This window comes from Synechocystis sp. LEGE 06083 (assembly GCF_015207725.1).
GTDB lineage: Bacteria > Cyanobacteriota > Cyanobacteriia > Cyanobacteriales > Microcystaceae > Synechocystis > Synechocystis salina.
Window position 1 is genome coordinate 1 of sequence record NZ_JADEWJ010000013.1, and the last position, 22,321, is coordinate 22,321.

23 protein-coding genes and 1 tRNA gene are annotated in these 22,321 nt (G+C 50.3%); 6 read left to right on the top strand and 18 right to left on the bottom strand.

Going from position 1 to position 22,321, the window contains the following annotated elements:
* The 8 genes from IQ219_RS01840 to ureA all read right to left on the bottom strand — a co-directional run.
* Nucleotides 1–417 (bottom strand): sulfite exporter TauE/SafE family protein (locus IQ219_RS01840; RefSeq protein WP_194071520.1); only part of this gene is annotated, 417 nt, incomplete at its 3' end.
* Between the two features lie 5 nt (nucleotides 418–422).
* Complete coding sequence (locus tag IQ219_RS01845; protein ID WP_194019452.1) at nucleotides 423–962, bottom strand: rhodanese-like domain-containing protein; 540 nt, start codon at nucleotides 960–962, stop codon at nucleotides 423–425.
* Nucleotides 963–1,032: 70 nt separating this feature from the next.
* On the bottom strand, nucleotides 1,033–1,566 hold the full coding sequence (locus tag IQ219_RS01850) for a DUF3122 domain-containing protein (protein ID WP_194071521.1): 534 nt from the start codon (nucleotides 1,564–1,566) through the stop codon (nucleotides 1,033–1,035).
* A 47-nt stretch (nucleotides 1,567–1,613) separates the two neighbouring features.
* On the bottom strand, nucleotides 1,614–2,312 hold the full coding sequence (locus IQ219_RS01855) for an MBL fold metallo-hydrolase (protein WP_194071522.1): 699 nt from the start codon (nucleotides 2,310–2,312) through the stop codon (nucleotides 1,614–1,616).
* 130 nt (nucleotides 2,313–2,442) lie between these two features.
* Nucleotides 2,443–3,198: an SIMPL domain-containing protein gene (locus IQ219_RS01860; RefSeq protein WP_194071523.1), complete on the bottom strand. Its 756-nt coding sequence runs from the start codon at nucleotides 3,196–3,198 to the stop codon at nucleotides 2,443–2,445.
* Nucleotides 3,199–3,424: 226 nt separating this feature from the next.
* Nucleotides 3,425–4,615, bottom strand: a complete 1,191-nt coding sequence (locus IQ219_RS01865) for a transporter substrate-binding domain-containing protein (protein WP_194071524.1) — start codon at nucleotides 4,613–4,615, stop codon at nucleotides 3,425–3,427.
* A gap of 216 nt (nucleotides 4,616–4,831) precedes the next feature.
* Nucleotides 4,832–4,904, bottom strand: a tRNA-Glu gene (locus IQ219_RS01870).
* Between the two features lie 156 nt (nucleotides 4,905–5,060).
* Nucleotides 5,061–5,363, bottom strand: coding sequence for an urease subunit gamma (gene ureA / locus IQ219_RS01875; RefSeq protein WP_190599029.1), 303 nt, complete (start codon nucleotides 5,361–5,363; stop codon nucleotides 5,061–5,063).
* Nucleotides 5,364–5,518: 155 nt separating this feature from the next.
* Between ureA and IQ219_RS01880 the strand changes: the two genes are divergently transcribed.
* Nucleotides 5,519–5,932, top strand: a complete 414-nt coding sequence (locus IQ219_RS01880) for an MAPEG family protein (RefSeq protein WP_194019447.1) — start codon at nucleotides 5,519–5,521, stop codon at nucleotides 5,930–5,932.
* 201 nt (nucleotides 5,933–6,133) lie between these two features.
* Here IQ219_RS01880 and crtB read toward each other — a convergent pair whose 3' ends face one another.
* The 3 genes from crtB to IQ219_RS01895 all read right to left on the bottom strand — a co-directional run bounded on the left by crtB (nucleotide 6,134) and on the right by IQ219_RS01895 (nucleotide 9,200).
* Nucleotides 6,134–7,147, bottom strand: a complete 1,014-nt coding sequence (gene crtB, locus IQ219_RS01885) for a 15-cis-phytoene synthase CrtB (protein ID WP_194019446.1) — start codon at nucleotides 7,145–7,147, stop codon at nucleotides 6,134–6,136.
* Nucleotides 7,148–7,207: 60 nt separating this feature from the next.
* Entirely contained in the window at nucleotides 7,208–8,626 is a 1,419-nt protein-coding gene (gene pds / locus IQ219_RS01890; RefSeq protein WP_190599032.1) for a 15-cis-phytoene desaturase, read from the bottom strand.
* Nucleotides 8,627–8,924: 298 nt separating this feature from the next.
* On the bottom strand, nucleotides 8,925–9,200 hold the full coding sequence (locus tag IQ219_RS01895) for a hypothetical protein (protein WP_228016639.1): 276 nt from the start codon (nucleotides 9,198–9,200) through the stop codon (nucleotides 8,925–8,927).
* A 210-nt stretch (nucleotides 9,201–9,410) separates the two neighbouring features.
* On the opposite strand from IQ219_RS01895, the gene IQ219_RS01900 reads away from it, so the two are divergent.
* Nucleotides 9,411–10,139 carry a Bax inhibitor-1 family protein gene (locus IQ219_RS01900; protein WP_194071525.1) on the top strand — a complete coding sequence of 243 codons (729 nt, stop codon included), beginning with the start codon at nucleotides 9,411–9,413 and terminating at the stop codon, nucleotides 10,137–10,139.
* A gap of 206 nt (nucleotides 10,140–10,345) precedes the next feature.
* On the opposite strand, the gene IQ219_RS01905 is transcribed toward IQ219_RS01900, so the two are convergent.
* The gene (locus IQ219_RS01905; RefSeq protein ID WP_190599035.1) at nucleotides 10,346–10,600 is read right to left on the bottom strand and encodes a DUF1816 domain-containing protein; all 255 of its coding nucleotides are present in this window, start codon (nucleotides 10,598–10,600) and stop codon (nucleotides 10,346–10,348) included.
* 167 nt (nucleotides 10,601–10,767) lie between these two features.
* On the opposite strand from IQ219_RS01905, the gene IQ219_RS01910 reads away from it, so the two are divergent.
* Nucleotides 10,768–12,591, top strand: a complete 1,824-nt coding sequence (locus IQ219_RS01910; RefSeq protein ID WP_194071526.1) for a DUF389 domain-containing protein — start codon at nucleotides 10,768–10,770, stop codon at nucleotides 12,589–12,591.
* Between the two features lie 31 nt (nucleotides 12,592–12,622).
* On the top strand, nucleotides 12,623–12,913 hold the full coding sequence (locus tag IQ219_RS01915; RefSeq protein ID WP_190599037.1) for a 4a-hydroxytetrahydrobiopterin dehydratase: 291 nt from the start codon (nucleotides 12,623–12,625) through the stop codon (nucleotides 12,911–12,913).
* A gap of 127 nt (nucleotides 12,914–13,040) precedes the next feature.
* On the opposite strand, the gene IQ219_RS01920 is transcribed toward IQ219_RS01915, so the two are convergent.
* The 5 genes from IQ219_RS01920 to IQ219_RS01940 form a co-directional block, all read right to left on the bottom strand.
* Nucleotides 13,041–13,553 (bottom strand): peptidylprolyl isomerase, encoded by a 513-nt coding sequence (locus IQ219_RS01920; RefSeq protein WP_190599038.1) that lies wholly within the window; start codon nucleotides 13,551–13,553, stop codon nucleotides 13,041–13,043.
* Between the two features lie 66 nt (nucleotides 13,554–13,619).
* Nucleotides 13,620–14,285 (bottom strand): cytochrome b/b6 domain-containing protein, encoded by a 666-nt coding sequence (locus IQ219_RS01925; protein WP_228016640.1) that lies wholly within the window; start codon nucleotides 14,283–14,285, stop codon nucleotides 13,620–13,622.
* 42 nt (nucleotides 14,286–14,327) lie between these two features.
* Entirely contained in the window at nucleotides 14,328–16,640 is a 2,313-nt protein-coding gene (gene glgB, locus IQ219_RS01930) for a 1,4-alpha-glucan branching enzyme (protein WP_194071527.1), read from the bottom strand.
* Nucleotides 16,641–16,848: 208 nt separating this feature from the next.
* Complete coding sequence (locus tag IQ219_RS01935; protein ID WP_194071528.1) at nucleotides 16,849–17,631, bottom strand: MBL fold metallo-hydrolase; 783 nt, start codon at nucleotides 17,629–17,631, stop codon at nucleotides 16,849–16,851.
* 63 nt (nucleotides 17,632–17,694) lie between these two features.
* Complete coding sequence (locus IQ219_RS01940) at nucleotides 17,695–18,312, bottom strand: hypothetical protein (protein WP_194071529.1); 618 nt, start codon at nucleotides 18,310–18,312, stop codon at nucleotides 17,695–17,697.
* A gap of 137 nt (nucleotides 18,313–18,449) precedes the next feature.
* On the opposite strand from IQ219_RS01940, the gene pyrE reads away from it, so the two are divergent.
* A complete protein-coding gene (gene pyrE / locus IQ219_RS01945; RefSeq protein WP_194071530.1) occupies nucleotides 18,450–19,046 on the top strand; it encodes an orotate phosphoribosyltransferase in 597 nt (198 codons plus the stop codon).
* A gap of 53 nt (nucleotides 19,047–19,099) precedes the next feature.
* On the opposite strand, the gene yvcK is transcribed toward pyrE, so the two are convergent.
* Complete coding sequence (gene yvcK / locus IQ219_RS01950) at nucleotides 19,100–20,488, bottom strand: gluconeogenesis factor YvcK family protein (protein WP_194019438.1); 1,389 nt, start codon at nucleotides 20,486–20,488, stop codon at nucleotides 19,100–19,102.
* Between the two features lie 191 nt (nucleotides 20,489–20,679).
* On the opposite strand from yvcK, the gene IQ219_RS01955 reads away from it, so the two are divergent.
* Nucleotides 20,680–22,287, top strand: coding sequence for a 2-isopropylmalate synthase (locus tag IQ219_RS01955; protein WP_194071531.1), 1,608 nt, complete (start codon nucleotides 20,680–20,682; stop codon nucleotides 22,285–22,287).
* Nucleotides 22,288–22,321 lie beyond the last annotated feature (34 nt).

Sequence of the window (22,321 nt, forward strand, 5' to 3'; positions counted from 1 at the left end):
AGAATAGGCTGCCAAGGCTGTTTCCTCAGTGGAGGCAGACTGGGGCCGCTGTTGGGATTTGAGGATCATAAAAATGGCCGCCACCAGCATCAGCACAGCAAATAAAACCAACTGGAATGTTTCCGTTACTAGGGGATGGGCTGCTAATTTAGCGCCGCCAAAAGCCCCCACCATGGTGGCAGAACCAAAAATCAGGGCCTTAGGCAAATTAACGTTCCCCCGACGCCAATGGGGAATTACCCCAATCAAGCTCACTACCCCCACAATCACCAACGTCATGGCGATCGCCGCCTTGGGGGGAACCTGCATAACGTAAACCAAAATTGGCAAAGCCAATACTGAACCACCGCCACCCAAAAGCCCCAAACTTAAGCCAATGCAACCTGCCAAAAAATAGCCCACCATCTGGAGCACCATGGCTATTACCCCTTAATTTGGTTGTAGGGTAATTTGCCCAACAGATTGGCCATCATGCAGGTGCCAGAAATACCAGCAAATAACAATCCCGCCCCCACAAAACCACTGAGAAAATAGAATCCTGGAGCAACGAATGTACCTAATAAAACCCCTGTCAACACCAAGCTCCCGGCAATAATTTGCACCTGACGCATAATGCTGATAGGGGCGTTTTTTGTTTTTACCGTGGGCAATCCTGCCTGCTTCCAAGCTAACAATCCCCCTTCTAAATGGATGATTCCTTCCACCCCAGCGGCCTGCAACTGTTGCAGAGCATTACCAGAACGATTACTACTTTGGCAATACAATACCGTAGTTTTTCCTTCTGCCTGGGGCAATTGACTGGGATTAAGGCGAGATAGGGGGAGGGAATGGGCATCGGCGATGTGTTCCCCGACAAATTCCAGGGGTTCCCGCACGTCAACTAAGATAACCGCATCCTGCTGACGTAATTGTTGCAGGGTTTGAGGGGCAATGGTTGGGTTAGTTTGGGTCGAGCTTGTCATCATTAATCTCCGGGATAGTCTCTACAAAATCAGAAAAAAGTATTACACAGGTCAACAACCAAATTAGCAATTATTCCGAGGATTTGGCCAACAATCCTTGCCATTCTTGAAGCACAAAGTAAGGCACTTTGATTTGTTGATTTCCTTCTTTTAATGGTAAATTTAATGCCCAAATGCCATTCATTTCTAGCTTGGTAAAATCTGCGGTGACTAAAAATTGACCGACATTTTCCCCTGGACTCTCCGCCGCTAAAAGATCGGTTAAGTTAACAGTATTACCACCATTATCCTGAACCACTAAGGGAGCCGGATGGCGAAAGGATATTACCCCAGGAAAACCCACCAAGCGCAAATTAGTTTCCGTTTCACCAGTAGCTTTTACCCGTTTAAATAACACCACCTGCCAAGTATTTCCTTCCTGGTCCCGTAGGGATTGGCGAGATTGGGTCAGGGTTTGCCCTGGTTTTTCGGTGGTTTGCCGCACCAGGGCCGGAGTTGCCCCAGGCCAAAAAGTCGCCCAGGCCAGCCAAAGCCCCAGGCTGAGCACCGCTACGGTGAAGATTTTGCCCCAGGTACGGTAAAGGGACTGAAAGCAACTAGCCATAATTTGCAACGGATTTTTCACCGGGAAATGGGTCTAGAATTAGATTTTTAAAGAGGTACGGCCCTTTGACCACAGAGTTGGTTGGCGGGGACAGCTTCCATAATTTTTTGGGGATCGGGCAGGTTCAAACTATCCATAAATTCGATAAATTCCTGGCGATCTCGCTCCAGCAATCGGGGATTAAAAAGTTTTTCTTCCCCAATGGTGGAAACGGTTTGGCCTCGGTAATCATGGCCGGGGTAAACCAAAACGTCATCGGGTAGGGTAAATAATTTACTGTGGATAGAGTCATACAAAGTACCGGCATCCCCACTTTGAAAATCCGTCCGACCACAGCCCCGAATTAGTAGAGCGTCGCCCGTTAACACATAGCTTTGATTCACCAAAAAAGCTAAATGGCTGTCAGTGTGCCCTGGAGTGGCGATCGCCTGGATGGGGATGGAACCAACATGGATAATTTCCCCATCCTGCAAATGGCGGTCAGCACAGTCCACGTCAGCATATTGGGGGACGAGGTTTTGACAGCCAGTCAATTGCCGCAGTTTTCCCGCTCCAGTGATGTGGTCAGCATGGACGTGGGTTTCCAAACAAAAAATCAACTTGAGGTCTAATTCTTTTAGTAGGCGTAGATCTCTATCCACTTGTTCTAAAACAGAATCCACTAAGGCCGCAGACTGACTATGGGGATCAGCAATTACGTAAGTGTAAGTGGAGGTTTCTGGGTCAAATAATTGACGAAATAGCATGGTTTTTATCGACTCTACTCTTTAGATCGTGCTACGGAAACAAGCAAAGGTCAATCAGCCACTGGTTAGATCTTTTGATTGCCAGAGAAAATACGGATAAAGTCCGAACCTGAACAAAATCCTGGGATAATTATTTCATACTAAAAGTAATGGAAACCACTGCAGTGATGTCCTTCTCAACGGAAGAGGTGTCATACATTCCCATATCGCTAACATCGGTGGAATTGCGGGAGGTAATTTGAAAAACCCCCGTTTGGGCACTCCGCACTGGTCCCACCTTACTATTGGTGTTACTGGCGATCGCCTCGGCCCGAGCTTTGGCATCCTTGGTTGCTTCCGCCACCATTTCAATCCGGAGGGGAGCTAACTCCGTGTAAAGGTACTGGGGAGGCTCCACGGTCAAGTTAATGCCCTCATTAATCAGTTCTGTGGCTTCCTGGGACAATTTAGCGTAGCGTTCCACATCATCAGCCCCGATCTCAAAGCGCTGGGTGAGGCGATAGGCCATGGTTCTGCCAGTTTCCTGGCCATTTTCGGTAATTTCAGGAATGGCATAGGTTTCCATTGCCCCCATACTAATGGCTTCCTTGGGCACATTTTTCCCTTGTAGATAAGCCTGAACTCGTTCCGTTTGACTTTGTAAATCTTGGTAGGCGGCCTGGGCTGTGGGTTGCTGACTGGAGACAGACAATCCCCAAATAATGTAGTCGGAAGTAATGGGGCGTTTAGCTGACCCCGTAACGATCAAAACATCATTGGAGCTTTTCACTTCCAGCAAAGCTTTGGCGGCGATCGCCGTACTGACCACTAAAGACAGGGAAAGTAAGGCTAAACCAGTCAATAATTGCGGAAATTTCGGCGGTAACAGGGCCTTGGTTGTATTCATGGAGAGTGCAGCCAAATTTTCAAAAAGAACTTAGCTGCCATTGCCGAGAAAATAGGCCCCAGGAATACAGCTATTCCAAGGCTAGCACCCAGGGGAGGAATTTCTTTTGGCTAGGGACAGTAAAAAAACTCGGGCCGTCCTTGGGCCAAGCCTATGATTAATGGGATTCTGGCGATCGTCGAGACAGGTATGTAAGCAAGTCCAATTTGGTTAATGGGGCGGTAATCTAGCCGGAAATTTCACCACTATCGTCGGGGGGAAGGTCTTGATTTTCTTCCACGCCTGGCCCCAACCACCGTTCAGTAAATTCAGTTATTCTTCTGCTATAAATTAAATCCAGTATTTCAACATTGAGGGGCTTTTTCAAGGGGCTATTTTCCTCAATCACAAAGCCATAGGGTTCCAAAGAAATACGAATTTCTGTTACTTTTAATTTCGCCTCGGGATGCTGTTGGGTGTAATAAATTAATGCCGGTCGGTCGAACATTACCGCCTGCACCTGCTCTTTTTCTAGCAAGGCCACTGCCCCAACTAAGTTATTGGCCTCTTTAATATCCGCTCGATAAAACCGGGCCCAATCCACCGCGGTGGTGTCCCGCACCACGGCTATGTCTTTATTTTTGATGTCATTGACGCTACTGAATAGGGGAGTGGCATTGGCTTCAGAAAGGGCCGTAGTGAAGGCCGAAGCTAATCCCGCTGTGATGGAGGAAAAACTCAGCAGCGCCACCACCATCCATACCCCTGCCACCAGTTGTCCTAACTTAGTCCGCGGCGATCGATCGCCATAGCCCACCGTTGTTAGGGTAACCAGGGCAAACCACATGCCATTTTGCACTCCTTCTGGGTAATGGGGGGAGAACTGCTCTGGATTTTTGCGATGTTCTGCCAGCCAAATTAAATTTCCCACCAAAAACAATAGTAGGGTAAGCACTCCCGCCGAAGACAGGGCCGCCAGACCAAAAAAGGGAGCCAATCTCTCCCATAGGCCCAACGGTTCCCCAGGGATCAATATTCCGACTCCACTGCTGAAATAGGGTTGGGTAAAGGTGATGCCTTCGATGGCCGCCCGCTCTGGGGTGACGCTAATGGGGCCAATCAAAATATCTAGCTTCCCTTCTGCCACCGCTTTAATGCCCTCGGAGATAGAGTTTTGTCGTAAATACTCCGAATTCCATTTCTGGGACTGGGCAATGGCTCTCCACACATCCAAACTAATGCCAGTTACCTCTCCATCATTTTCTCCGTGAATCACAAATGGTGGATTGCCCACCACCCCCACTTTCAACTTTTGGGAATTGGATGGTCCGGCAACTTGACCCTGCACCGGTTCGTTGCATTGCCCCGTAGTCATGTCAATGGCGATCGTGGCAAAACTAAGGGAAACCACCAGCATTAGGCGACGCAGGATTAACATTAGCCAAACAAAGCCTCGAAGACAAATAACTACGACCCTATACTGCCATAGAGTTTGGGCCTTGCCATGGCGGTGCTGTTTTCGTCCACAAGTTTCCGCCTATGCTTTTTGCTTTTTGAGCCAGAAGAGGAGTTTAAACTTTCTGGGGAATTTTTTCAGTACGCAACAAAAAAGAAGTCCCGAAGAACTCCTTTTCGTTTTTTTCTTTTTTTTTAATACCCCCAAGGGAATTCGAATCCCTGTCGCCTCCGTGAAAGGGAGGTGTCCTAGGCCTCTAGACGATGGGGGCTAGGCGGTCTTGATAACGAGTCGTTATTTCAGACGTTTTTAAATATAGCGATAAAGATTGATCACTGTCAACCCTAGGCAATGATTTTTTTCCACGGTTAACGGGGCTGGGGTTTAACGACCAAAAAGTAGGCCGCTCTGTCTAACCAACCCATTGCTAGCGAATGGGGTCGTGGACTGTCACCAGTTTGGTGCCATCGGGAAAAGTTGCTTCCACCTGGACCTCTGGCAACATTTCCGGCACCCCCTCCATGACTTCGTCCCGGCTCAATAGGGTGGCGCCATAGTTCATCAACTCCGCCACAGTGCGACCGTCCCTGGCCCCTTCGAGGATGGCGGCGGAAATATAGGCCACTGCCTCGGGGTAGTTGAGTTTCAGCCCCCGGGCTTTACGGCGTTCTGCTACTAGGCTAGCGGTAAAAATCAGTAGTTTATCTTTTTCTTGGGGGCTTAACTGCATGGGATAAGAAAAACAAAAAGAGCTTGACTGGGAAAAGCAAAGAGTTGGGGAATACCCTGACCGTCAGTATAGCGATTAGTCCGACCAAATTAATGGTTGGGGGGAGGGGAGCTTTTTGGGCTAGTCTGAGACTATACATTCTCTCAACGGGACCGATGACGACAACGGAGCTACTCTGGCCAGCTTTGATCACTGCTTTGGCGGCGGTGCTCTATCTAGTATTGGTGATTAATGTGGGAAGGGCCCGGGCCAAGTATGGGGTAATGCCACCGGCCACCACAGGGGACGAAAACTTTGAACGGGTGCTGAGGGTGCAATACAACACCCTGGAGCAGTTGGCATTTTTCCTGCCGGGGTTATGGCTATTTGCCCTCTACCGAGATCCAACCATTGCCGCTATTTTGGGAGCTGTCTGGTTGCTGGGGCGCATTCTCTACGCCTGGGGCTATTACCAAGCGGCGGAGAAAAGGATGGTAGGTTTTGCCTTGGGTTCCCTCAGTTCTATGGTCTTGGTGGTGGGGGCATTGCTGTCCATTCTTTGGCAGTTATGGCTCCTGGCTTCTCCTTAAATACCTTTAAGTGCATAGTGCGGTTTCCCACGGTCTGATCGGGAAACCACTGGGGCGATCGCCTTTGTTCGCTACACTGATAGTTTGAACCCTTCATAAAGTGAGTCCTTAGCCCGCCATGGTTAGGGGCTTTTTTTCCACCGCATCGAGTCAAATCAGTAGCTACTATTTCTATCTATTGATCAAAATTTTACTAAAACCCTACAGCACCTGGGCTCTCAACCAGGCCACGGGCAAATACAGCAACTTCTTGGGGGTGGGCACATAGGCCCGGCGATCGAACACGTTGTAATTGTTTGCTTCAATCACATTCAAAATGCCCTTGTATAGCATTAGTGCAGTCCACACTGGCCAACGGGCATCCCGATTTAAGGCTCGAATACCCCGTTCTGCATCTTCAAAGTAGGCCCGGGCCCGTTCGATTTCAAACTTCATTAAGCGACGCCAACGGTCATCGTTGACCCCATTGAGCAAGTCCTGTTCGCCATAGTCGAACCGCTCCAAATCTTCCAGGGGGAGGTAAATTCTGCCCCGTTCCACGTCTTCCCCCACGTCCCGCAAAATATTGGTCAGTTGGTTAGCCACCCCCAAGGCGATCGCCTCTTCCTGGGGAATGTAAACCGCATCGGGTTGCCAAGGAGCTTGGCCATTGCCAGTATCCACCCCCAATACGGCACTGGACATCAAACCGACAGTGCCCGCCACCCGATAACAATATAGGTCTAATTCTTCAAAGGTTTGGTAACGGGAACGGTAAAGGTCCATCCTTTGCCCGGCGATCATGTCCCGAAAGGGCTGAATGTCGAGGGGAAAAGTTTCTAGGGTATCCACCAGGGCCACATCGGCATCGTCCTGGGGGTGCCCAGCAAAAATGGCTTCTAGGCGTCTTTCCCAATGGTCCAACGTTTCCGGGGTGGTGGTGGCCGCCTGGGGTCCATCCACTAGCTCATCAGTCCTACGGCACCAAAGATAAATTGCCCAAATAGCCCTCCTTTTCGCAGGGGGCATCAGCAAAGTTCCCAGATAAAAAGTTTTTGCGTACTGGGCCGTTACTTGACGACAAATTTCGTAAGCTTCCTCAACAGAAGCACAGGGCTTTGCAGATGGAGACGGTTTGGGCAGTTGTAACATTAAGGACGGACGGGGTTCGGAAGTCAGCCACCAGGATTGGGGTTTGGTAACTGCACGCTGGGGGGAAATTTGACCGTTAGCCATTTAGCATTGTCGCATTAGGGTTGCCATTTGTCAGGAAGATTACCAGGGAGTCCAGGCGGCTTAACCCACGGTGACTATTTCCCGGGTGGGGGGAACGGTTTGGGGCGTGAAATCGGCGGCGATCGCCTGGGCACATTGTTTGCCGGAAAGCACTGCCCCTTCCATACTGCCCAAGTATTTTTGCATGGTGAAGTCCCCTGCTAAGTAAAAGTTTGGCACCGATGTCCTTTGATCGGGGCGACAGGCCTGCCTTCCTGGGGTCGCTTTGTAGACAGAGCGGGGGGTTTTGACCACGTGGGATTTCAGCAGTTGGGCCGGATTATCGCCGCCAAAGTGTTGGGGAAAGAGTTGTTTAATTTCCGCCATGGTGGCCGCCACAATCTCTTCGTCGGATTTGTTGATCCAATCGTGGGCTGGGGCCAGCACCAACTCCAACATGGATTTGTCTGGATCACTATATTCCCGGCAGGTATTACTCATGTCGGCGTAAACACTCAGCAACGGAGATCGGGAAAAGAGGAGATGGTCAATGTCCGTTAATTTGCGGTCGAACCAGAGGTGGAGGTTAATGACTGGCACTCCTTCCAGTCCTTGGATTTGCTTGAATTCAGGATAGTCTCGCCAGGGGGCCGGCACCATGGTTTTGAGGGGGTCCACTGGCATGGCAGAAACGTACAGGTCCGCGGTGACAACCCGATCTTCTGCTCCGTCTAAGCCCCGGATTAGGTAGCCTTTAACAGTGCCGTCTTCGTTGAGCAAAATTTCCTTGAGGGGAGCATTGAGATGTACTTCTCCCCCCCGTTCCGTGATGTAATCCACCAATGGCTGGCAAAGGCGTTCCGGCGGCGCTCCATCCAGGAATGCCATCTTAGAACCATTTTTTTCCTGTAAAAAGCGATTGAGGGCGGTGAGTAAAATGGTGGCGGAAATTTCATCGGGGTCAATGAAGTTGAGCGCCTTACTCATGGCAATAAAAACTTCTTTTTCGATGCGGGGGGGAATGTTTTGTTTGGCCATCCACTCGGACCAGGTATATTTATCCATTTCTTCCACATAGCTCTGGCCCTGGACAATGGCGGGTAAAAGCCCCAAACCAAAGCGAATTTTCTCCGGCCAAGTGAGCATATCGTTATTGCGGAGAATAGCCACCAAACCATTGATGGGAGCCGGAATATCAGGAAAATCAAAACGGGAATAGGTGCCTGGTTTCTCCGGTTGGTTGAAGATCATGCTGTGTTCTTTCCATTGCAGACGATCTTCGATGTCCAATTCCTTAAACAACTGCAACATGTTGGGATAGGCCCCAAAGAAAATATGCAGGCCGGTTTCATACCAATCTCCGTCCTCATCTTTCCACGCGGCGATCTTCCCGCCTAATACATCCCTACGTTCCAAGACGACGGGGGTAAAGCCCTCATCGGCTAAGTATTTGGCACAGGCTAGGCCGGCTAATCCGGCTCCGGCGATCACAACGCGCATAGGTTACTGTCTCGCTAAGGCATTTGGGGTTTACGGGTTGATTGTTATTATACTTTACGTTTCGTAATATTTCGGAGGATTTTACCAAGATAGCCAATTTGTATTAAATGCTACCAGGGCGATCGCCAAGGGTGAAAACTTCCTCTGGCCAGGGGATGGGAGGATTTTATCGGCCCAGGGTTTCCCCCCTCAAATGGCGACGGTAACTTTTGCCCTGCCCCCCGGATCCTCAGCGATGCCAGCTAAACTGCGTCCATGTAATGATCTGGAAAAAATAGTCAACCGCACCGGCAAGGGATCAGGAATAGTCTTCCTCGCTTTCGGCTTTCTCCATCGCTTCTGTTTCCTTTTTCTTTTCTGCCAGTACACAAGCCTGCCCCGCCCCCAATACAAAGCCGGCGATCGCCCCGAACCAAATTAAACGCCGGCCATACAACGTGCGATAGGGCTGACTCATGTTGACCTGTACTTGGCTAGGCCGTTGACGCAGGGCTATTTGCCCCATGCCCCAACCAAACACAGTGCCAAGTAGGGCAGTCATAACCCCGCTCAAGACAACAACACGGTAATTCATAGGACTAAGGCCTCCTGGTCTGACAATGGAACAATACACAGTTCATGCTTAGCTCAGCCGGCGGGATCCAGGGGCGTAAATAGCCCGTAAATAAACGCTTAGAGGGACTTACCAGCACTTAAAGCAAGGCCATGGTTGTCGATAGTATATTAAAGGGAAGGGAAAAATTTTTTCTCCCCTGTGATTATCCTAGTCAAAAATCCACTTTTTATGAGTAATACCAGCAATTTTCGTCAGATCATGGCGGAGGCAAAAGGCCAAAGTCTGATCGGGCCAAACGTGATCAAAAATGCCCTCCCCTATCTTGGCGGAGGCTTGGTACTGACAGCGGCGGGAACCTTTGGCGGTCTCAGCGTCATGCAGGGTAACCCTGGTCTATTTATGACCACCTTTTGGGCTGCTTTAATCGGTAACTTCATTCTCTTTTTTGTGGCCATGCGGGTGGCCCAAAGTGGTAACAACGCCACCGCCCTGCCCCTGTTAACTTTGTACAGTTTGCTGTCGGGCTATACCCTGAGCGGCATTATTTACCTGGCGCTCCAGACTAGTGGAGTAGGTATACAAGGCATTGGTATTGCTGCCTTGGGCTGTGGAGTAACCTTTGTGGTGGCCCGTAGTGTTGGCTCTAATTTATCGGAAGAAGATGGCATTGCCCTGAACAAAACCGTAAGTCTGGCCCTGATTGGCCTGGTGGTGGTGATGCTCCTCCAAGTGGTGCTTGGGTTTTTCGGCATAATTACCCCAACATTTCTGGAAGTGGCGATTTCCGCCTTCGGTGTCTTGCTGTTTGCTGGAGTATCGGTGGTGGACTTTTTCGTGCTACCCCGCACCTACCGGGATGATCAATATCTGGCCGCATCCCTGTCCATGTATTTGACCTATATCAACCTTTTTATCTTCATTCTGCGCCTACTGATTGCCCTCAACGGTCGAGACTAGTTTTGATCAGGCGATCGCCTGATTGCTATCGTTGATGCTGACTAAAACATCAGTCTGAAAAACTCGAAATAAAGCTAATCCCCCAGTTGCATGAAACTAGGGGATTTTTTTGTGGGGATCGGGAAAATGGAATGAAATGGGCGCTTGAATCCCTAGCCATGGGGAGCTTGATTAATAGTCAAAACTTAGCCCCTGGTGGGGAGTTCTCAGCCTTCGATGGTTAATTTTCTCGGCTTATAGGAGCGTTCTATCTTATATTCGATGCCCTGGGCTCCCTCCATCTCCAAATCCTGGAGATAACCTTGGTGATGGGCGATCGCCTCTTCCTGGGAAGCAAAGGGTCCAAAATAATAGATACAGCGGGGGGACTGGGTGGAAACACGAATCCACCATTTACGGTTGGCAAAAAAAGCTAGACTGACAACGGAGAAAAAAACGAGGAACAGCAGAACGCCAAACATAAACAACTCGCTCGATGGAAAGTAATAGATGATATGGGAATGATTTAAGGAAAGATGACTTGGGAGAGCCTGGGCGCAAAAAGGCAGGGCATGATAATCCGACCAACTCTCCCCAGAGTATAGTATTGGTCAAAGCACAATGGAGACTATTCATTTCATCCCAGCCTATGTCCAAGTCGAAGTCCTCCGGGCACCGTTTTTCTTTGTTGATGTTACTGCGGTTACGCCGTGGCTTTACAGCTAACCTGGACTTGACCGATGAACATAAGGTGCAAATCTACACCCAGCTTTCTGAGTCCGTCAGCCTTAGGGACATCAGCTACTGGATTGAGGTTTTGTTTGCAGCGGGCATTGCCACCCTGGCTTTGGTGCTCAACAGTCCAGCGGTAATCATTGGGGCGATGTTAATTTCCCCCCTGATGGGACCAATTTTGGCCAATGGCATGGGTTTGGCGGCAGGGGATGTGGTGCTCTGGTTGCGGGCAGCTTTTAACTTACTGCTGAGCTGTAGCTTGGCCATTATTTTTGCGGCTGTTTTAGTGGTAATTGTTCCTTTTAAGGAAATTACCCCTGAAATTTTGGCTAGAACTAATCCCACTTTGTTGGATTTAATTGTGGCTCTGTTTTCCGGGGCCGTGGGATCGGTGGCTACCTGCAAACAAGCTAAAGGGGTAGCAGCCTCCTTGCCTGGGGTGGCGATCGCCGTGGCCTTGATGCCGCCATTGTGCGTAGTGGGTTACGGCATTGGCATCTATTTCAGTCTTAATTCTTCCCAGGGATTAACAGTGGCCAAGGGGGGAGGGTTGCTGTTCATCACCAACCTCGTAGCCATTGTTTTCACGGCCATGATTGTCTTCTTTTTCGTCCACTTTGATGTGCGGGCAGTGCGGGAAGCCATTGGGGAGTGGAAACAGGAAAATCCCGAGAGCCAAGTGGTTAGTTCCTGGTTGAGAAAATTCCCTGCCTACACTACCTTCCAGCGGGTCGGAGGATTACCCAGTCGCTTTTTACTTATCCTGGTCACCCTGGGCATGATTTCCTTTCCCCTGACTAAATCCCTGGAGCAGGTGCGTCGTCAAGTGACCCAGCAACGGGAAGAAAACCAGCTAAACTCCACCATCAAACAGGTGTGGCAGGATAACTTCGGCGACACTGGCAATGAAGGGGAGTTTCATTCCTACATTGACCAGGTCAAAGCGAAGCAAGACGATAAGCAAATCACTGTGCAACTCCAAGTGGTGACCGATAAGCTTTACAGCCAAGACGATGAAAAACGTTTTATTGATCAGTTAGCCACCGCCCTCGACCGTAGTCCCAGCAATATCAGTTTGCGCTTTGTGCAAATTCCCACTAGCCAAGCGGTCAATACGGAACCCATTGCGGTGGTTTCAGAGTTAAGTTATCTACCGGATTTACAGGGGGAATTAATGGCGGAAATAGGCCGTTCCCTGGCCCTAGTCACCCTACCCGACACGGTGCAGTTGGTGGATTACCAAGTGGTACTACGCAGTGATAGTTCCCCCCTTAAGTTGGTGGTGGTCTATCTTGGCGATCGGGATTTACAGGAAGATGCCCAAGCAATCCTCTCTGGCCAAATTCGGCGTTCTTTACAGGTTAATGATGCCGTTGTAGAGTACCAACGCCTGGCCACGGATCAAGGCGTTATCCCCCTCACCATTGTTGACGAAACCGTGGCGATCGACAGCGCTCCCCTTAACCTTTCTAGCCAAGCTCAAGCAACCCTTAACACTGTGGGGCAAATTCTCCAGGCCTACCCAGTTCTGCATTTGCGCCTCACCATCCAGCGCCCCCCGGACAGTAATCCAGCCAGTCTTTTTTCCCAAACCGAACAAATCAGAACCTATCTGAGTGATAACTGGCAAATTGCCGATAGCCGAGTGCAGGAAACCACCAACGTGGAAGAACCAACCCAGGTGTCCTTCAGTCTTTTTCTAGGAGATGATATAACGGACGGTAAGGGCAATCCCTAATCAATAGTTGAAAATTTAGATAAATTGCACCATGGCTACACCCCAACGTTTAACTGACCCAGAAATCCAAACTGCCCTGGGGGAACTCAGCGGTTGGAGCTTGCAGGGCAATAAACTCCATCGTCAATTTAAGTTTGGCAATTTTAATCAAGCCTTTGGTTTTATGACCCGACTGGCGTTGGTGGCAGAAACCCTAAACCATCATCCAGAATGGTCTAATGTTTACAATCGAGTCACCATCGACTTGACGACCCATGATGCCGGGGGCATTACGGAATTGGATGTGAAATTTGCCACCAAGGCCAATAGCTTTGCTGATTAGTTTTGGCCGAATTTGATCAATAAAAACCCCCTCGATTATCAACTCAAAACTAATCAAGGGGGGTATGTTACTTTATTTTTCCAACAAGGTTTTCAGCAAAGTCTATACAGACTAGTGGGAATCCGACTTATTTGATCTCGCCACAATCGCTGATGGCGATCGCCTGTTTAGTTTGACCACTTTGGGAACCATTGGCTTCTAGTTGCTCGAGAATTTCTAAACCTTCCACTACTTCCCCAAAAACGACGTGTTTGCCATCGAGCCAGGGGCAGGGTACAAAAGTTAAAAAGAACTGCGAGCCATTGGTGTTGGGCCCCGCATTGGCCATGGACAGTAGACCAGGGCGGTCATGCTTTAACTGGAAATTTTCATCGGCGAACTTTTCGCCATAAATAGATTCCCCGCCTGTGCCATTACCCCGGGTAAAATCTCCCCCCTGGGCCATGAAATCGGTGATTACCCGATGGAAGTGGGAACCTTTAAAATGTAGGGGTTTGCCAGCTTTACCCACACCTTTTTCCCCAGTGCAGAGGGCCCGGAAATTTTCAGCGGTCTTGGGGGTAACTTCGTCAAACAATTCCATCACAATGCGACCTGCGGCATCGTTACCGATGGTGATATCAAAAAAAACTTTGCTCATCGTACAAATTTCATTGGGCAATCCATTTTAACAGATTCTTGAATGCCCATAGTTTGGCCAAGGAAGCTAGGCAAAAAGGGGAACTGTCAAGGCAAACAGCAATCCCGCTAGCACTAACCATTGGAGCCACTGCAAACTTTTGGCAGACAACTGCCAGCGAAAATCCCTGAGCCATTGTTGGGGATTATCCTTGGCCCTGCGCCCCCAACTCACCATCGATCGCCAGAGGGGAAAGCCTCCCACCTTGGCACTGAATAGTAAGTGGAATCCTAAACAAAGAACCACCACCAGCCAGGCCAGGAGATGGAAAAGGTAGGGCAAATGGTTGAGTTGTTTTTGGGGTAACCAACTTTCCTCCATCATTCGCCCGCTAACCACCGCCATGGTTAAGGCCACCAGCATGAGGGTATTGGCCAATCTCTGCAATGCGAGCCAAAAGGCCGGAGTGCCCGGTTTCTGTAACTGCTCCCAACTTTGGTCAGACCATAAACGGCGATCGCCGAGGTGAAAGCAGTAGATGGCAAAGGGAAACATCAACAGAAATAGTGCCAAAGCCCCAGTGCCATGGAGATCCTGGGTATAGTAAGGTTTGGGCAACGGCAAGGATCCCCAACGACCGTCATAGGTGTTGTAGACCCAAAAGCCACTGGCGATCGCCAAAAGGGTCAATAGGGCCATGGCCCCATGGAGGAGCCGCAACAGTAGGGGCTGATAGGGTCGAGTTGGGGACATAGGGAAAATTTGGTGAGGAAATTTTATAGCCAACTCAGCTAACTAGGCTATCTCAGAGCCCTCCTGGGTCGGGATGGCATTGCCTTCAGCCTTACGGTCTAATTTCAGCACCAACACCGAGAGGGGCGGCAAGCATAAATCAAGGGAATAGGGTTGTTCATGGAAAGACCATTCCTCCGTCCATTTTCCGCCTAAATTGCCCATGTTACTGCCGCCATACTGCCGGGCATCACTGTTAAACAACTCCGTGTAAAAACCAGCTTCAGGCACTCCCACTCGGTAATGGCTATGGGGTTGGGGAGTGAAATTACAAATAGTCACCACAAATTCAGCGCTATCCTTAGCCCGACGGATGAAGGAAACTACACTGTGGCGGTTATCACTGCAATCAATCCATTGGAAGCCCGCTTCTTCGAAATCATTGCTGTATAAAGCTGGCTCATTTTTATACAAATGGTTCAACTCAGTGAAGAATTGTTTGAGTTGTTGATGGGGCGGATAATTGAGCAGATGCCATTCCAAATCGCCCCACACATTCCACTCACTCCACTGGCCAAATTCCATGCTCATAAACATAGTTTTCTTGCCGGGATGGGTAAACATATAGGTGAATAGAGCCCTCACGTTGGCATACTTTTGCCATTCATCCCCAGGCATTTTGCCCAACATATTGCTCTTACCGTGCACCACCTCATCGTGGGAGAGGGCCAGCATATAATTCTCGCTGTGGTTGTACCACATACTAAAAGTAATACTGTTTTGGTGGAACTGGCGGAACCAGGGGTCCATGCTGAAGTAGTCGAGCATATCGTGCATCCAGCCCATATTCCATTTCAGGTTAAAACCTAAACCGCCAACGTAGGTGGGCCAAGACACCATGGGCCAGGACGTGGATTCCTCGGCAATGGATAAAATACCGGGGAAGTAGCTGTAAACCACGCTGTTCACCTGGCGCAGAAAGTCCGCCGCTTCCAAGTTTTCCCGGCCGCCATACTCATTGGCTACCCATTCCCCTTCTTCCCGGCAATAATCCAGATAAAGCATGGAAGCCACCGCATCCACCCGCATGCCATCAATGTGGTACTTATCAAACCAGAACAGGGCATTGGCTACTAGGAAGTTCCGCACTTCGTTCCGGCCATAGTTGAAAATTAGGGTGCCCCACTCCTTATGTTCCCCTTTGCGGGGATCGCCATGTTCGTACAAATGGGTGCCGTCGAAAAAGGCTAAGCCATGGCCATCTTTGGGAAAATGCCCAGGTACCCAGTCAATAATGACGCCAATGCCGTTGAGGTGACATTGATCAACAAAATACATGAAATCTTCGGGACTGCCAAAGCGGGAGGTGGGGGCGTAATAGCCCGTTACCTGATAACCCCAGGAGCCGTCAAAGGGATGTTCGGCGATCGGCAATAGTTCAATGTGGGTGTAGCCCAATTCCTTTACATAGGGAATTAATTTATCTACCAGTTCGTAATAGGTCAAAAACCTGGCCCCGGTATTCCACTCGGATACTTCTACGGGCACCCCTTCCCCATGCAAAGTTTTTACCGGCTCGTCGTAGGCAGTGTGGAGCCAGGAGCCCAAATGAAGTTCGTAAACAGAAACTGGTTTATTGAGGGGATCACTGGTGCGTCTAGCTTCTAGCCAATCTTCGTCATGCCATTGGTAACGGTCCAGGTCAGTCACAATGGAAGCGGTTTTTGGGCGTACTTCCTGGTAAAAGCCATAGGGGTCGGTTTTTTCGTAGATATGCCCTTCCCAGTTTTTAATTTCATATTTATAGGAAGTGCCCACCCCCAACTCAGGGATAAATAATTCCCACACCATGTTGTTGCGTTTCCGCATTTGGTGCAGTCTACCGTCCCAATTGTTAAAGTCCCCCAAAATGGAGACGTTACGGGCGTTGGGGGCCCAAACGGCAAAATAAACCCCTTTAACGCCATCCACCGTCATCAGGTGAGCGCCTAGTTTTTCGTAAATGCGGTGGTGATTGCCTTCCCCAAATACATGCAAGTCAAAATCCGTCAGTTTGGGAGTTTTAAAACCGTAGGGATCGTAAATTACCCTTTCGTGGCCATCCTCGGTAATGCGTAGCTGATAATTTTTCGGTTCTTCCAAGTCCAACACACATTCAAAAAAGTTGGGATGGTGGGCCGTGGTCATGGTCACTTCCCGGCGATCGGTGGGCAGCAACACTGTCACCGCTTCAGCAGTGGGTAAATAGGCACGAATGACCCATTGATTGACCTTGCCATGGTCCCCCAGGGGATGGCAGCCCAACACTTCAAAGGGATCGTGGTGAAGATTATGGACAATCTGATGGACTTGGTCAGCGTTGATGGTGTAGGTCATTCGGCTATGGTGATTTTTAAACGTTGGCGGTACTGCAATGGGTTTGCCCAGCCCAAGCGAGGGGAAGATATCCTCCTACTCCTGGCTATGACTGCGGAGAAAGAATTTTGATTCGGGAATAAACCTACTTTATACACTTTTTTGCAGTTTTCCCTGGGGCAATCATATTTAAAAGCACTGGGGCAGCAAATGCTTTGCTTATCCAAATTTAGCCAACCGCAGCTTGGGGCACATCCAGGGGAATGGTCAGGGGCACTCCCACTTGGGGCTCCAACAAGGTAGCTTGGATGCCTTCATTGCCTAGGGATTGACGGAACTGGTCTAAATCACCATCTAACCGTAAAACCTTAGTGAGCAGGCCGTCATAGCTCAATTCCGCAGCTCCGGAGGTGGGCACGATCGCCTGGGGATGAACGGTGCGACAGAGTTCTAGGGTCGTTTTTTGGCCGTTGAGCACGGGGATAAAACCGAGAATATTAATGCCAATGACGGGGGTCAAAACCACATCAATGGGACCAAGATCCTGCAACTGGGAGGAGTGGAAACCGTGGGGTTCGTAGTAAAGCTTAGTGCCGGTTTGTAGATCCGTTAACACATAGGCGTTTTCCACCAAGGTAGGGCCAATGGGAGAACCGGGCAGGGCGAAAATTTCCACCCGGTCGTTAAGGACAAATTTTTGCTGATGGGGCAGAGGATGAACCTGTTCATAGCCCAAATCGGTGGCGACTTCGGCGGCCTTGGGGGAACCCAGCACAGGCCAGCTTTTATTTAATTCTTTTAATGTGGGGGGATGGGCATGGTCTTCCAAGCCCTGGGAAAGCAAAATCAGATCAATATTGGTGGGCATTTCCAGGGGCTGGGGGCGAAACCCCCGAAATAACCAGGGTGTATCACCAAAGGTTAGGTCCCCCACCAACCAAGGATCGAGCAAAATCCTTTGCCCTCCCATTTCAATTAACCAAGAGTTGCTGTCGTACCAGGTGAGTTCCATGACCAATTTTTTCCCTGCAGATCGTCTCCTCCATTGTAAACGATTGTAAAGAGGGGCCAGGTTTCAGGACAAAAGAACGGATGAATTGCTTGACGGACAAGGTAGGGGGTTGGCGATCGCCGTTGGGGGCCAAGCCTGAAAACGCCAATGGAAAAAGGGCGGTAAAAAGGGGGAGAATTGCCAATTCATTGACCAAGCGGTGGAGGGCATATCCCTAGCCAGACAATGGAAAGCTAACCGCTCCCACAGTAGGGGTTCCGCCACCAACCGACTGCCCCAATGGGTAATTTGGGCCCATTGCCGCTGGGGACAGTTGACCAAGCAGAGACTGTTGCCCACATAGTTATCGCTGGAAGCCATTAACAACAGACTTTCCCCCATTTCAAAACAATTAAATTGTCCTGGCTGCCAGGCTAACAGAGGGGTTTTATCGGTGGCGGTTAGATATTCCGTTACCCCCACCCCTTGGACATCAAAGCTAGGAATGGGATTGGCGAATTCAGGACCTGGTTTGACTGTGCCTTGGAATGTGCCCTGCAGTTGGCTCCCGTCACTGAAGGTGTAGATCCATTGCCAGGGTTGGGGGGATGGGGTGTTTACCCGTTGGCGGACTAGGTTCACATTGACGGCGATCGCCAAGGGGGAAATGGAGAAACCTGCTTGATAATGTGCCCTGCCCATGATCCTCCCCTTCCCCTACACCTAGGGATTATTACTCAGTGCTGTTATCTCCAGCTTATCGGTATTGCGCTTCTCTTGGGTGCCATACAATGAAAAACTGATCTCGGATATTTATATCAGTTAAAAAAGTCGACTCCATGACCGATCTGACCCTGGCCGCCCTTAAGACTGCTCCCCTGGAACAAGTACGTCAATATTTACTTCGTCTGTTGGCCATCCATGCCTATAAGGAAGGAGATTTTATTCTCTCCTCCGGTCAACCCAGCACCTATTACATCAACGGTAAATTAGTTACCCTGCGGGCGGAAGGAGCCCTGGCGATCGGGCGATTACTGTTGGCAGAGTTACCGGCGGGCATCGAAGCAGTGGCGGGGTTAACCCTGGGGGCCGATCCCATTGTCAGCGCTGTTAGTACCGTGTCTGCCTACGAAGAAAAACCCGTAGCGGCATTAATCATTCGCAAAGAAGCTAAGGGCCATGGCACCAAAGCCTACATTGAAGGGCCAGAGTTAGCTCAGGGAACTAAGGTGGTGGTGCTGGAAGATGTGGTCACCACTGGCAAATCCGCCATGTTGGCAGTGGAAAGGTTACGGGATACGGGTTACCAAGTGGACACAGTCATTGCCCTCGTCGATCGCCAACAGGGAGGAAGGGAATTCTACCAAAGCCAGGGCCTAGGCTTCCAAGCCCTATTCACCATCCCTGATATCCAAGGGATTTATCGCCAAAGCTAGACCGGAGACGAGAGCAGTTAACATTCTGACTCAATCTTTCAAACTGAAACCCACTACTGGCCCCCGTACCAGCGCATTAACACCCTGGCTAATCGTTGGGGGTCGTGGCGCACCTGATGGCTGGTTTCGTCTTCCTGCATTACATTGGCCAGCACAATGCGGCAACCTTTTTGGATCACCGCTTCCCGGTCGAGGTAAACGGGGTGGGAATTTTCGGCGGCGTATTTTTCCAACACGGGGGCAGAAGGGGGATTTCTTTGCACCAGCACGGCATCGTAGAGCCTTTCCGCACAGACCTGATCGATCGCCGTTAAATGGTCCGAGACGGTGTAATTATCCGTTTCCCCCGGTTGGGTCATCACATTACAAATGTATATGCGGGGCACCTGGGCTTTGGCGATCGCCGTTTGAATTTCGGGAATGAGTAAATTGGGCAAAATGCTGGTGTATAAACTGCCTGGGCCAATGATGATGTAGTCGGCCGCTTTAATGGCCTTGAGAGCTGCTGGTAGGGCCTTGGGGGATGCCGGTACACAACCGATGCGCCGAATTTTGCCCTGGGCTTCAGGAATATTTGATTCCCCTTCCACATAGCGCCCGTCTTCCATCTCCGCCCATAATCTGACATCATCCAGGGTGGCTGGTAGCACCTTCCCCCGCACCGCTAACACCTTCGAACAGGCGATCGCCGCCATTTCCAAATCCCCGGTAATTTCCGCCATGGCAGTGAGGAACAAATTACCAAAGCTGTGCCCCGACAGCCCATCCCCCGCCTTAAAACGGTATTGAAACAACTCCGTTAATAACTTTTCTTCGTCCGCCAGGGCCCCAATGCAATTGCGGATATCCCCCGGGGGTAACATGCCCATTTCCCGCCGTAAACGCCCCGACGAGCCGCCATCATCCGCCACGGTAACAATGGCCGTGATATTGGCGCTGTAGTGCTTCAGGCCCCGCAAAAGGGTGGATAGGCCAGTGCCGCCCCCCACCACCGCAATTTTGGCCCCTTTGTTGAGACGACGGTGGGCCAAGAGTACATCCACCAATTCCTGGTCATTGTCCGGTTGTAAGACCTCGGAAATGGAACCAACGGTGCGACTTTGGCCCCAAAACACAAAAAAAAGCCCCAGGGCCAAAATTAGGGGACCGGAAACGTAGTTGGGCAGAAGATTGGTTAAAAACCCGAGGGTACTGGAAACAAATTCCGTAATGCGAAAAATCGGCGTTAACTTGATCCAGATGGCTAAGCCCAAAAATATCAAAGTCAGGCCCACGGCACTGATTACCATCCAACGTTTGACAAATAGCCCCGGAGCCATCCATTTGAACCAACGATTCACCCTGGGGGGAGTGCGCTGGGAAACCCGATCGCCCAACTTCCGTTGTTCGGTCTTGAACTTGCGCATGGCAGACTTAGCGGACTTAAAGCGGCTATGGCTCATGGAACAGGGATGATGGCAACGGCTGGGCAAAAAAATTGGCCATGGGGCAAAAAAGCAAATTACTCCTTACGCACTACGGGGAAACTGGTCGCTACCGATTTTACCCCCTCAAAGCATGCCAACGTCTAGATAGACAAGATACAATCAGAATCTATCTGTGTCTTTTTCACCCTTGAAAAGGTGCGTTTATTATGAGTAGTCCGGTTGATCGTATTTTGATTTTCGACACCACGCTTCGGGATGGGGAACAGTCCCCCGGAGCTACCCTGACCGTGGAAGAAAAACTATCGATCGCCAGGGCCCTATCCCGTCTGGGAGTGGACATCATTGAAGCTGGTTTTCCCTTTGCCAGTCCGGGGGATTTTGAGGCGGTGCAGAAAATCGCCCAAACGGTGGGCACAGAAAACGGCCCAGTAATTTGCGGTTTAGCCCGGGCCACAAAGAAAGATATTAAAGCGGCGGCGGAAGCCTTGAAACCGGCAGCCAAGCATCGCATCCATACTTTTTTGGCCACTTCTGACATTCACCTGGAGCATAAGTTAAAGAAAACCAGGGCCGAAGTGTTGGCGATCGTGCCGGAAATGGTGAGTTATGCCAAATCCTTGGTGGATGACATTGAATTTTCCCCCGAGGATGCCGGGCGCAGTGACCCAGAATTTTTATACCAAGTGTTGGAAGTGGCGATCGCCGCCGGGGCCACCACCATTAACATCCCCGATACGGTGGGCTACACTACCCCCGCCGAATATGGCGCTCTGATCAAAGGCATTGCCGATAACGTGCCCAACATTGACCAAGCAATTATTTCCGTCCATGGCCACAATGACCTGGGCTTAGCGGTGGCCAACTTCCTGGAAGCGGTGAAAAATGGAGCTCGCCAACTGGAATGCACCATCAATGGCATCGGTGAACGGGCCGGCAATGCGGCCTTGGAAGAATTGGTCATGGCCTTGCATGTGCGGCGCAGTTACTTCAATCCCTTTTTAGGGCGGCCAGCGGATTCCACCGAGCCCCTCACCAACATTGACACCAAGCATATCTACGCCACTTCCCGTTTAGTGTCGGAATTAACCGGCATGATGGTGCAACCCAACAAGGCCATTGTCGGGGCCAACGCCTTTGCCCATGAGTCTGGCATTCACCAGGATGGGGTGCTGAAAAATAAGCTCACCTACGAAATCATGGATGCGGAATCCATCGGTTTAACCAATAACCAGATCGTCTTAGGGAAGCTATCCGGTCGGAACGCCTTTGGCACCCGCTTAAAGGAATTGGGTTTTGACCTGAGTGAAACGGAATTGAATAATGCCTTTATTCGTTTCAAGGAAGTGGCGGATAAACGCAAGGAAATCACCGATTGGGATTTGGAGGCCATTGTTAACGACGAAATTCGTCAGCCCCCCGAACTATTCCGCTTAGAACGGGTGCAGGTTTCCTGTGGCGAGCCTGCCGTGCCCACCGCTACCCTGACCCTCCGTACCCCCATAGGCGGGGAAGAAACCACCGTGGCGATCGGGACAGGCCCCGTGGATGCAGTTTACAAAGCCATTAACCAGATTGTGCAACTACCCAATGAATTACTGGAATATTCAGTCACCTCCGTCACGGAAGGTATTGATGCGTTGGGCAAAGTTAGTGTGCGCCTACGCCATCAAGGGGTAATTTACACCGGCTATGCGGCCAACACTGACATCATTGTCGCCTCCGCCCGGGCCTATCTGGGGGCATTGAACCGTCTCTATGCAGCGCTGGAAAACCAAAAATCCCAGGGCCATCCCCCGGTGGTGGCCTCTCTGTAACAAACATCACAATTTGTTGCTAAACTTCCCCTGC

Excerpts from the sequence above, each read along its gene's own strand:
- pyrE (WP_194071530.1), top strand. The coding sequence starts at position 18,450 with ATGACCGATCTGACCCTGGCCGCCCTTAAGACTGCTCCCCTGGAACAA.
- IQ219_RS01955 (WP_194071531.1), top strand. The coding sequence starts at position 20,680 with ATGAGTAGTCCGGTTGATCGTATTTTGATTTTCGACACCACGCTTCGG.
- glgB (WP_194071527.1), bottom strand. The coding sequence starts at position 16,640 with ATGACCTACACCATCAACGCTGACCAAGTCCATCAGATTGTCCATAAT.
- IQ219_RS01895 (WP_228016639.1), bottom strand. The coding sequence starts at position 9,200 with ATGAATTACCGTGTTGTTGTCTTGAGCGGGGTTATGACTGCCCTACTT.
- IQ219_RS01925 (WP_228016640.1), bottom strand. The coding sequence starts at position 14,285 with ATGTCCCCAACTCGACCCTATCAGCCCCTACTGTTGCGGCTCCTCCAT.
- yvcK (WP_194019438.1), bottom strand. The coding sequence starts at position 20,488 with ATGAGCCATAGCCGCTTTAAGTCCGCTAAGTCTGCCATGCGCAAGTTC.
- IQ219_RS01900 (WP_194071525.1), top strand. The coding sequence starts at position 9,411 with ATGAGTAATACCAGCAATTTTCGTCAGATCATGGCGGAGGCAAAAGGC.
- ureA (WP_190599029.1), bottom strand. The coding sequence starts at position 5,363 with ATGCAGTTAAGCCCCCAAGAAAAAGATAAACTACTGATTTTTACCGCT.
- IQ219_RS01905 (WP_190599035.1), bottom strand. The coding sequence starts at position 10,600 with ATGTTTGGCGTTCTGCTGTTCCTCGTTTTTTTCTCCGTTGTCAGTCTA.
- IQ219_RS01855 (WP_194071522.1), bottom strand. The coding sequence starts at position 2,312 with ATGCTATTTCGTCAATTATTTGACCCAGAAACCTCCACTTACACTTAC.
- crtB (WP_194019446.1), bottom strand. The coding sequence starts at position 7,147 with ATGGCTAACGGTCAAATTTCCCCCCAGCGTGCAGTTACCAAACCCCAA.
- IQ219_RS01845 (WP_194019452.1), bottom strand. The coding sequence starts at position 962 with ATGACAAGCTCGACCCAAACTAACCCAACCATTGCCCCTCAAACCCTG.
- IQ219_RS01880 (WP_194019447.1), top strand. The coding sequence starts at position 5,519 with ATGACGACAACGGAGCTACTCTGGCCAGCTTTGATCACTGCTTTGGCG.
- IQ219_RS01860 (WP_194071523.1), bottom strand. The coding sequence starts at position 3,198 with ATGAATACAACCAAGGCCCTGTTACCGCCGAAATTTCCGCAATTATTG.
- pds (WP_190599032.1), bottom strand. The coding sequence starts at position 8,626 with ATGCGCGTTGTGATCGCCGGAGCCGGATTAGCCGGCCTAGCCTGTGCC.
- IQ219_RS01865 (WP_194071524.1), bottom strand. The coding sequence starts at position 4,615 with ATGTTAATCCTGCGTCGCCTAATGCTGGTGGTTTCCCTTAGTTTTGCC.
- IQ219_RS01915 (WP_190599037.1), top strand. The coding sequence starts at position 12,623 with ATGGCTACACCCCAACGTTTAACTGACCCAGAAATCCAAACTGCCCTG.
- IQ219_RS01940 (WP_194071529.1), bottom strand. The coding sequence starts at position 18,312 with ATGGGCAGGGCACATTATCAAGCAGGTTTCTCCATTTCCCCCTTGGCG.
- IQ219_RS01920 (WP_190599038.1), bottom strand. The coding sequence starts at position 13,553 with ATGAGCAAAGTTTTTTTTGATATCACCATCGGTAACGATGCCGCAGGT.
- IQ219_RS01850 (WP_194071521.1), bottom strand. The coding sequence starts at position 1,566 with ATGGCTAGTTGCTTTCAGTCCCTTTACCGTACCTGGGGCAAAATCTTC.
- IQ219_RS01935 (WP_194071528.1), bottom strand. The coding sequence starts at position 17,631 with ATGGAACTCACCTGGTACGACAGCAACTCTTGGTTAATTGAAATGGGA.
- IQ219_RS01910 (WP_194071526.1), top strand. The coding sequence starts at position 10,768 with ATGTCCAAGTCGAAGTCCTCCGGGCACCGTTTTTCTTTGTTGATGTTA.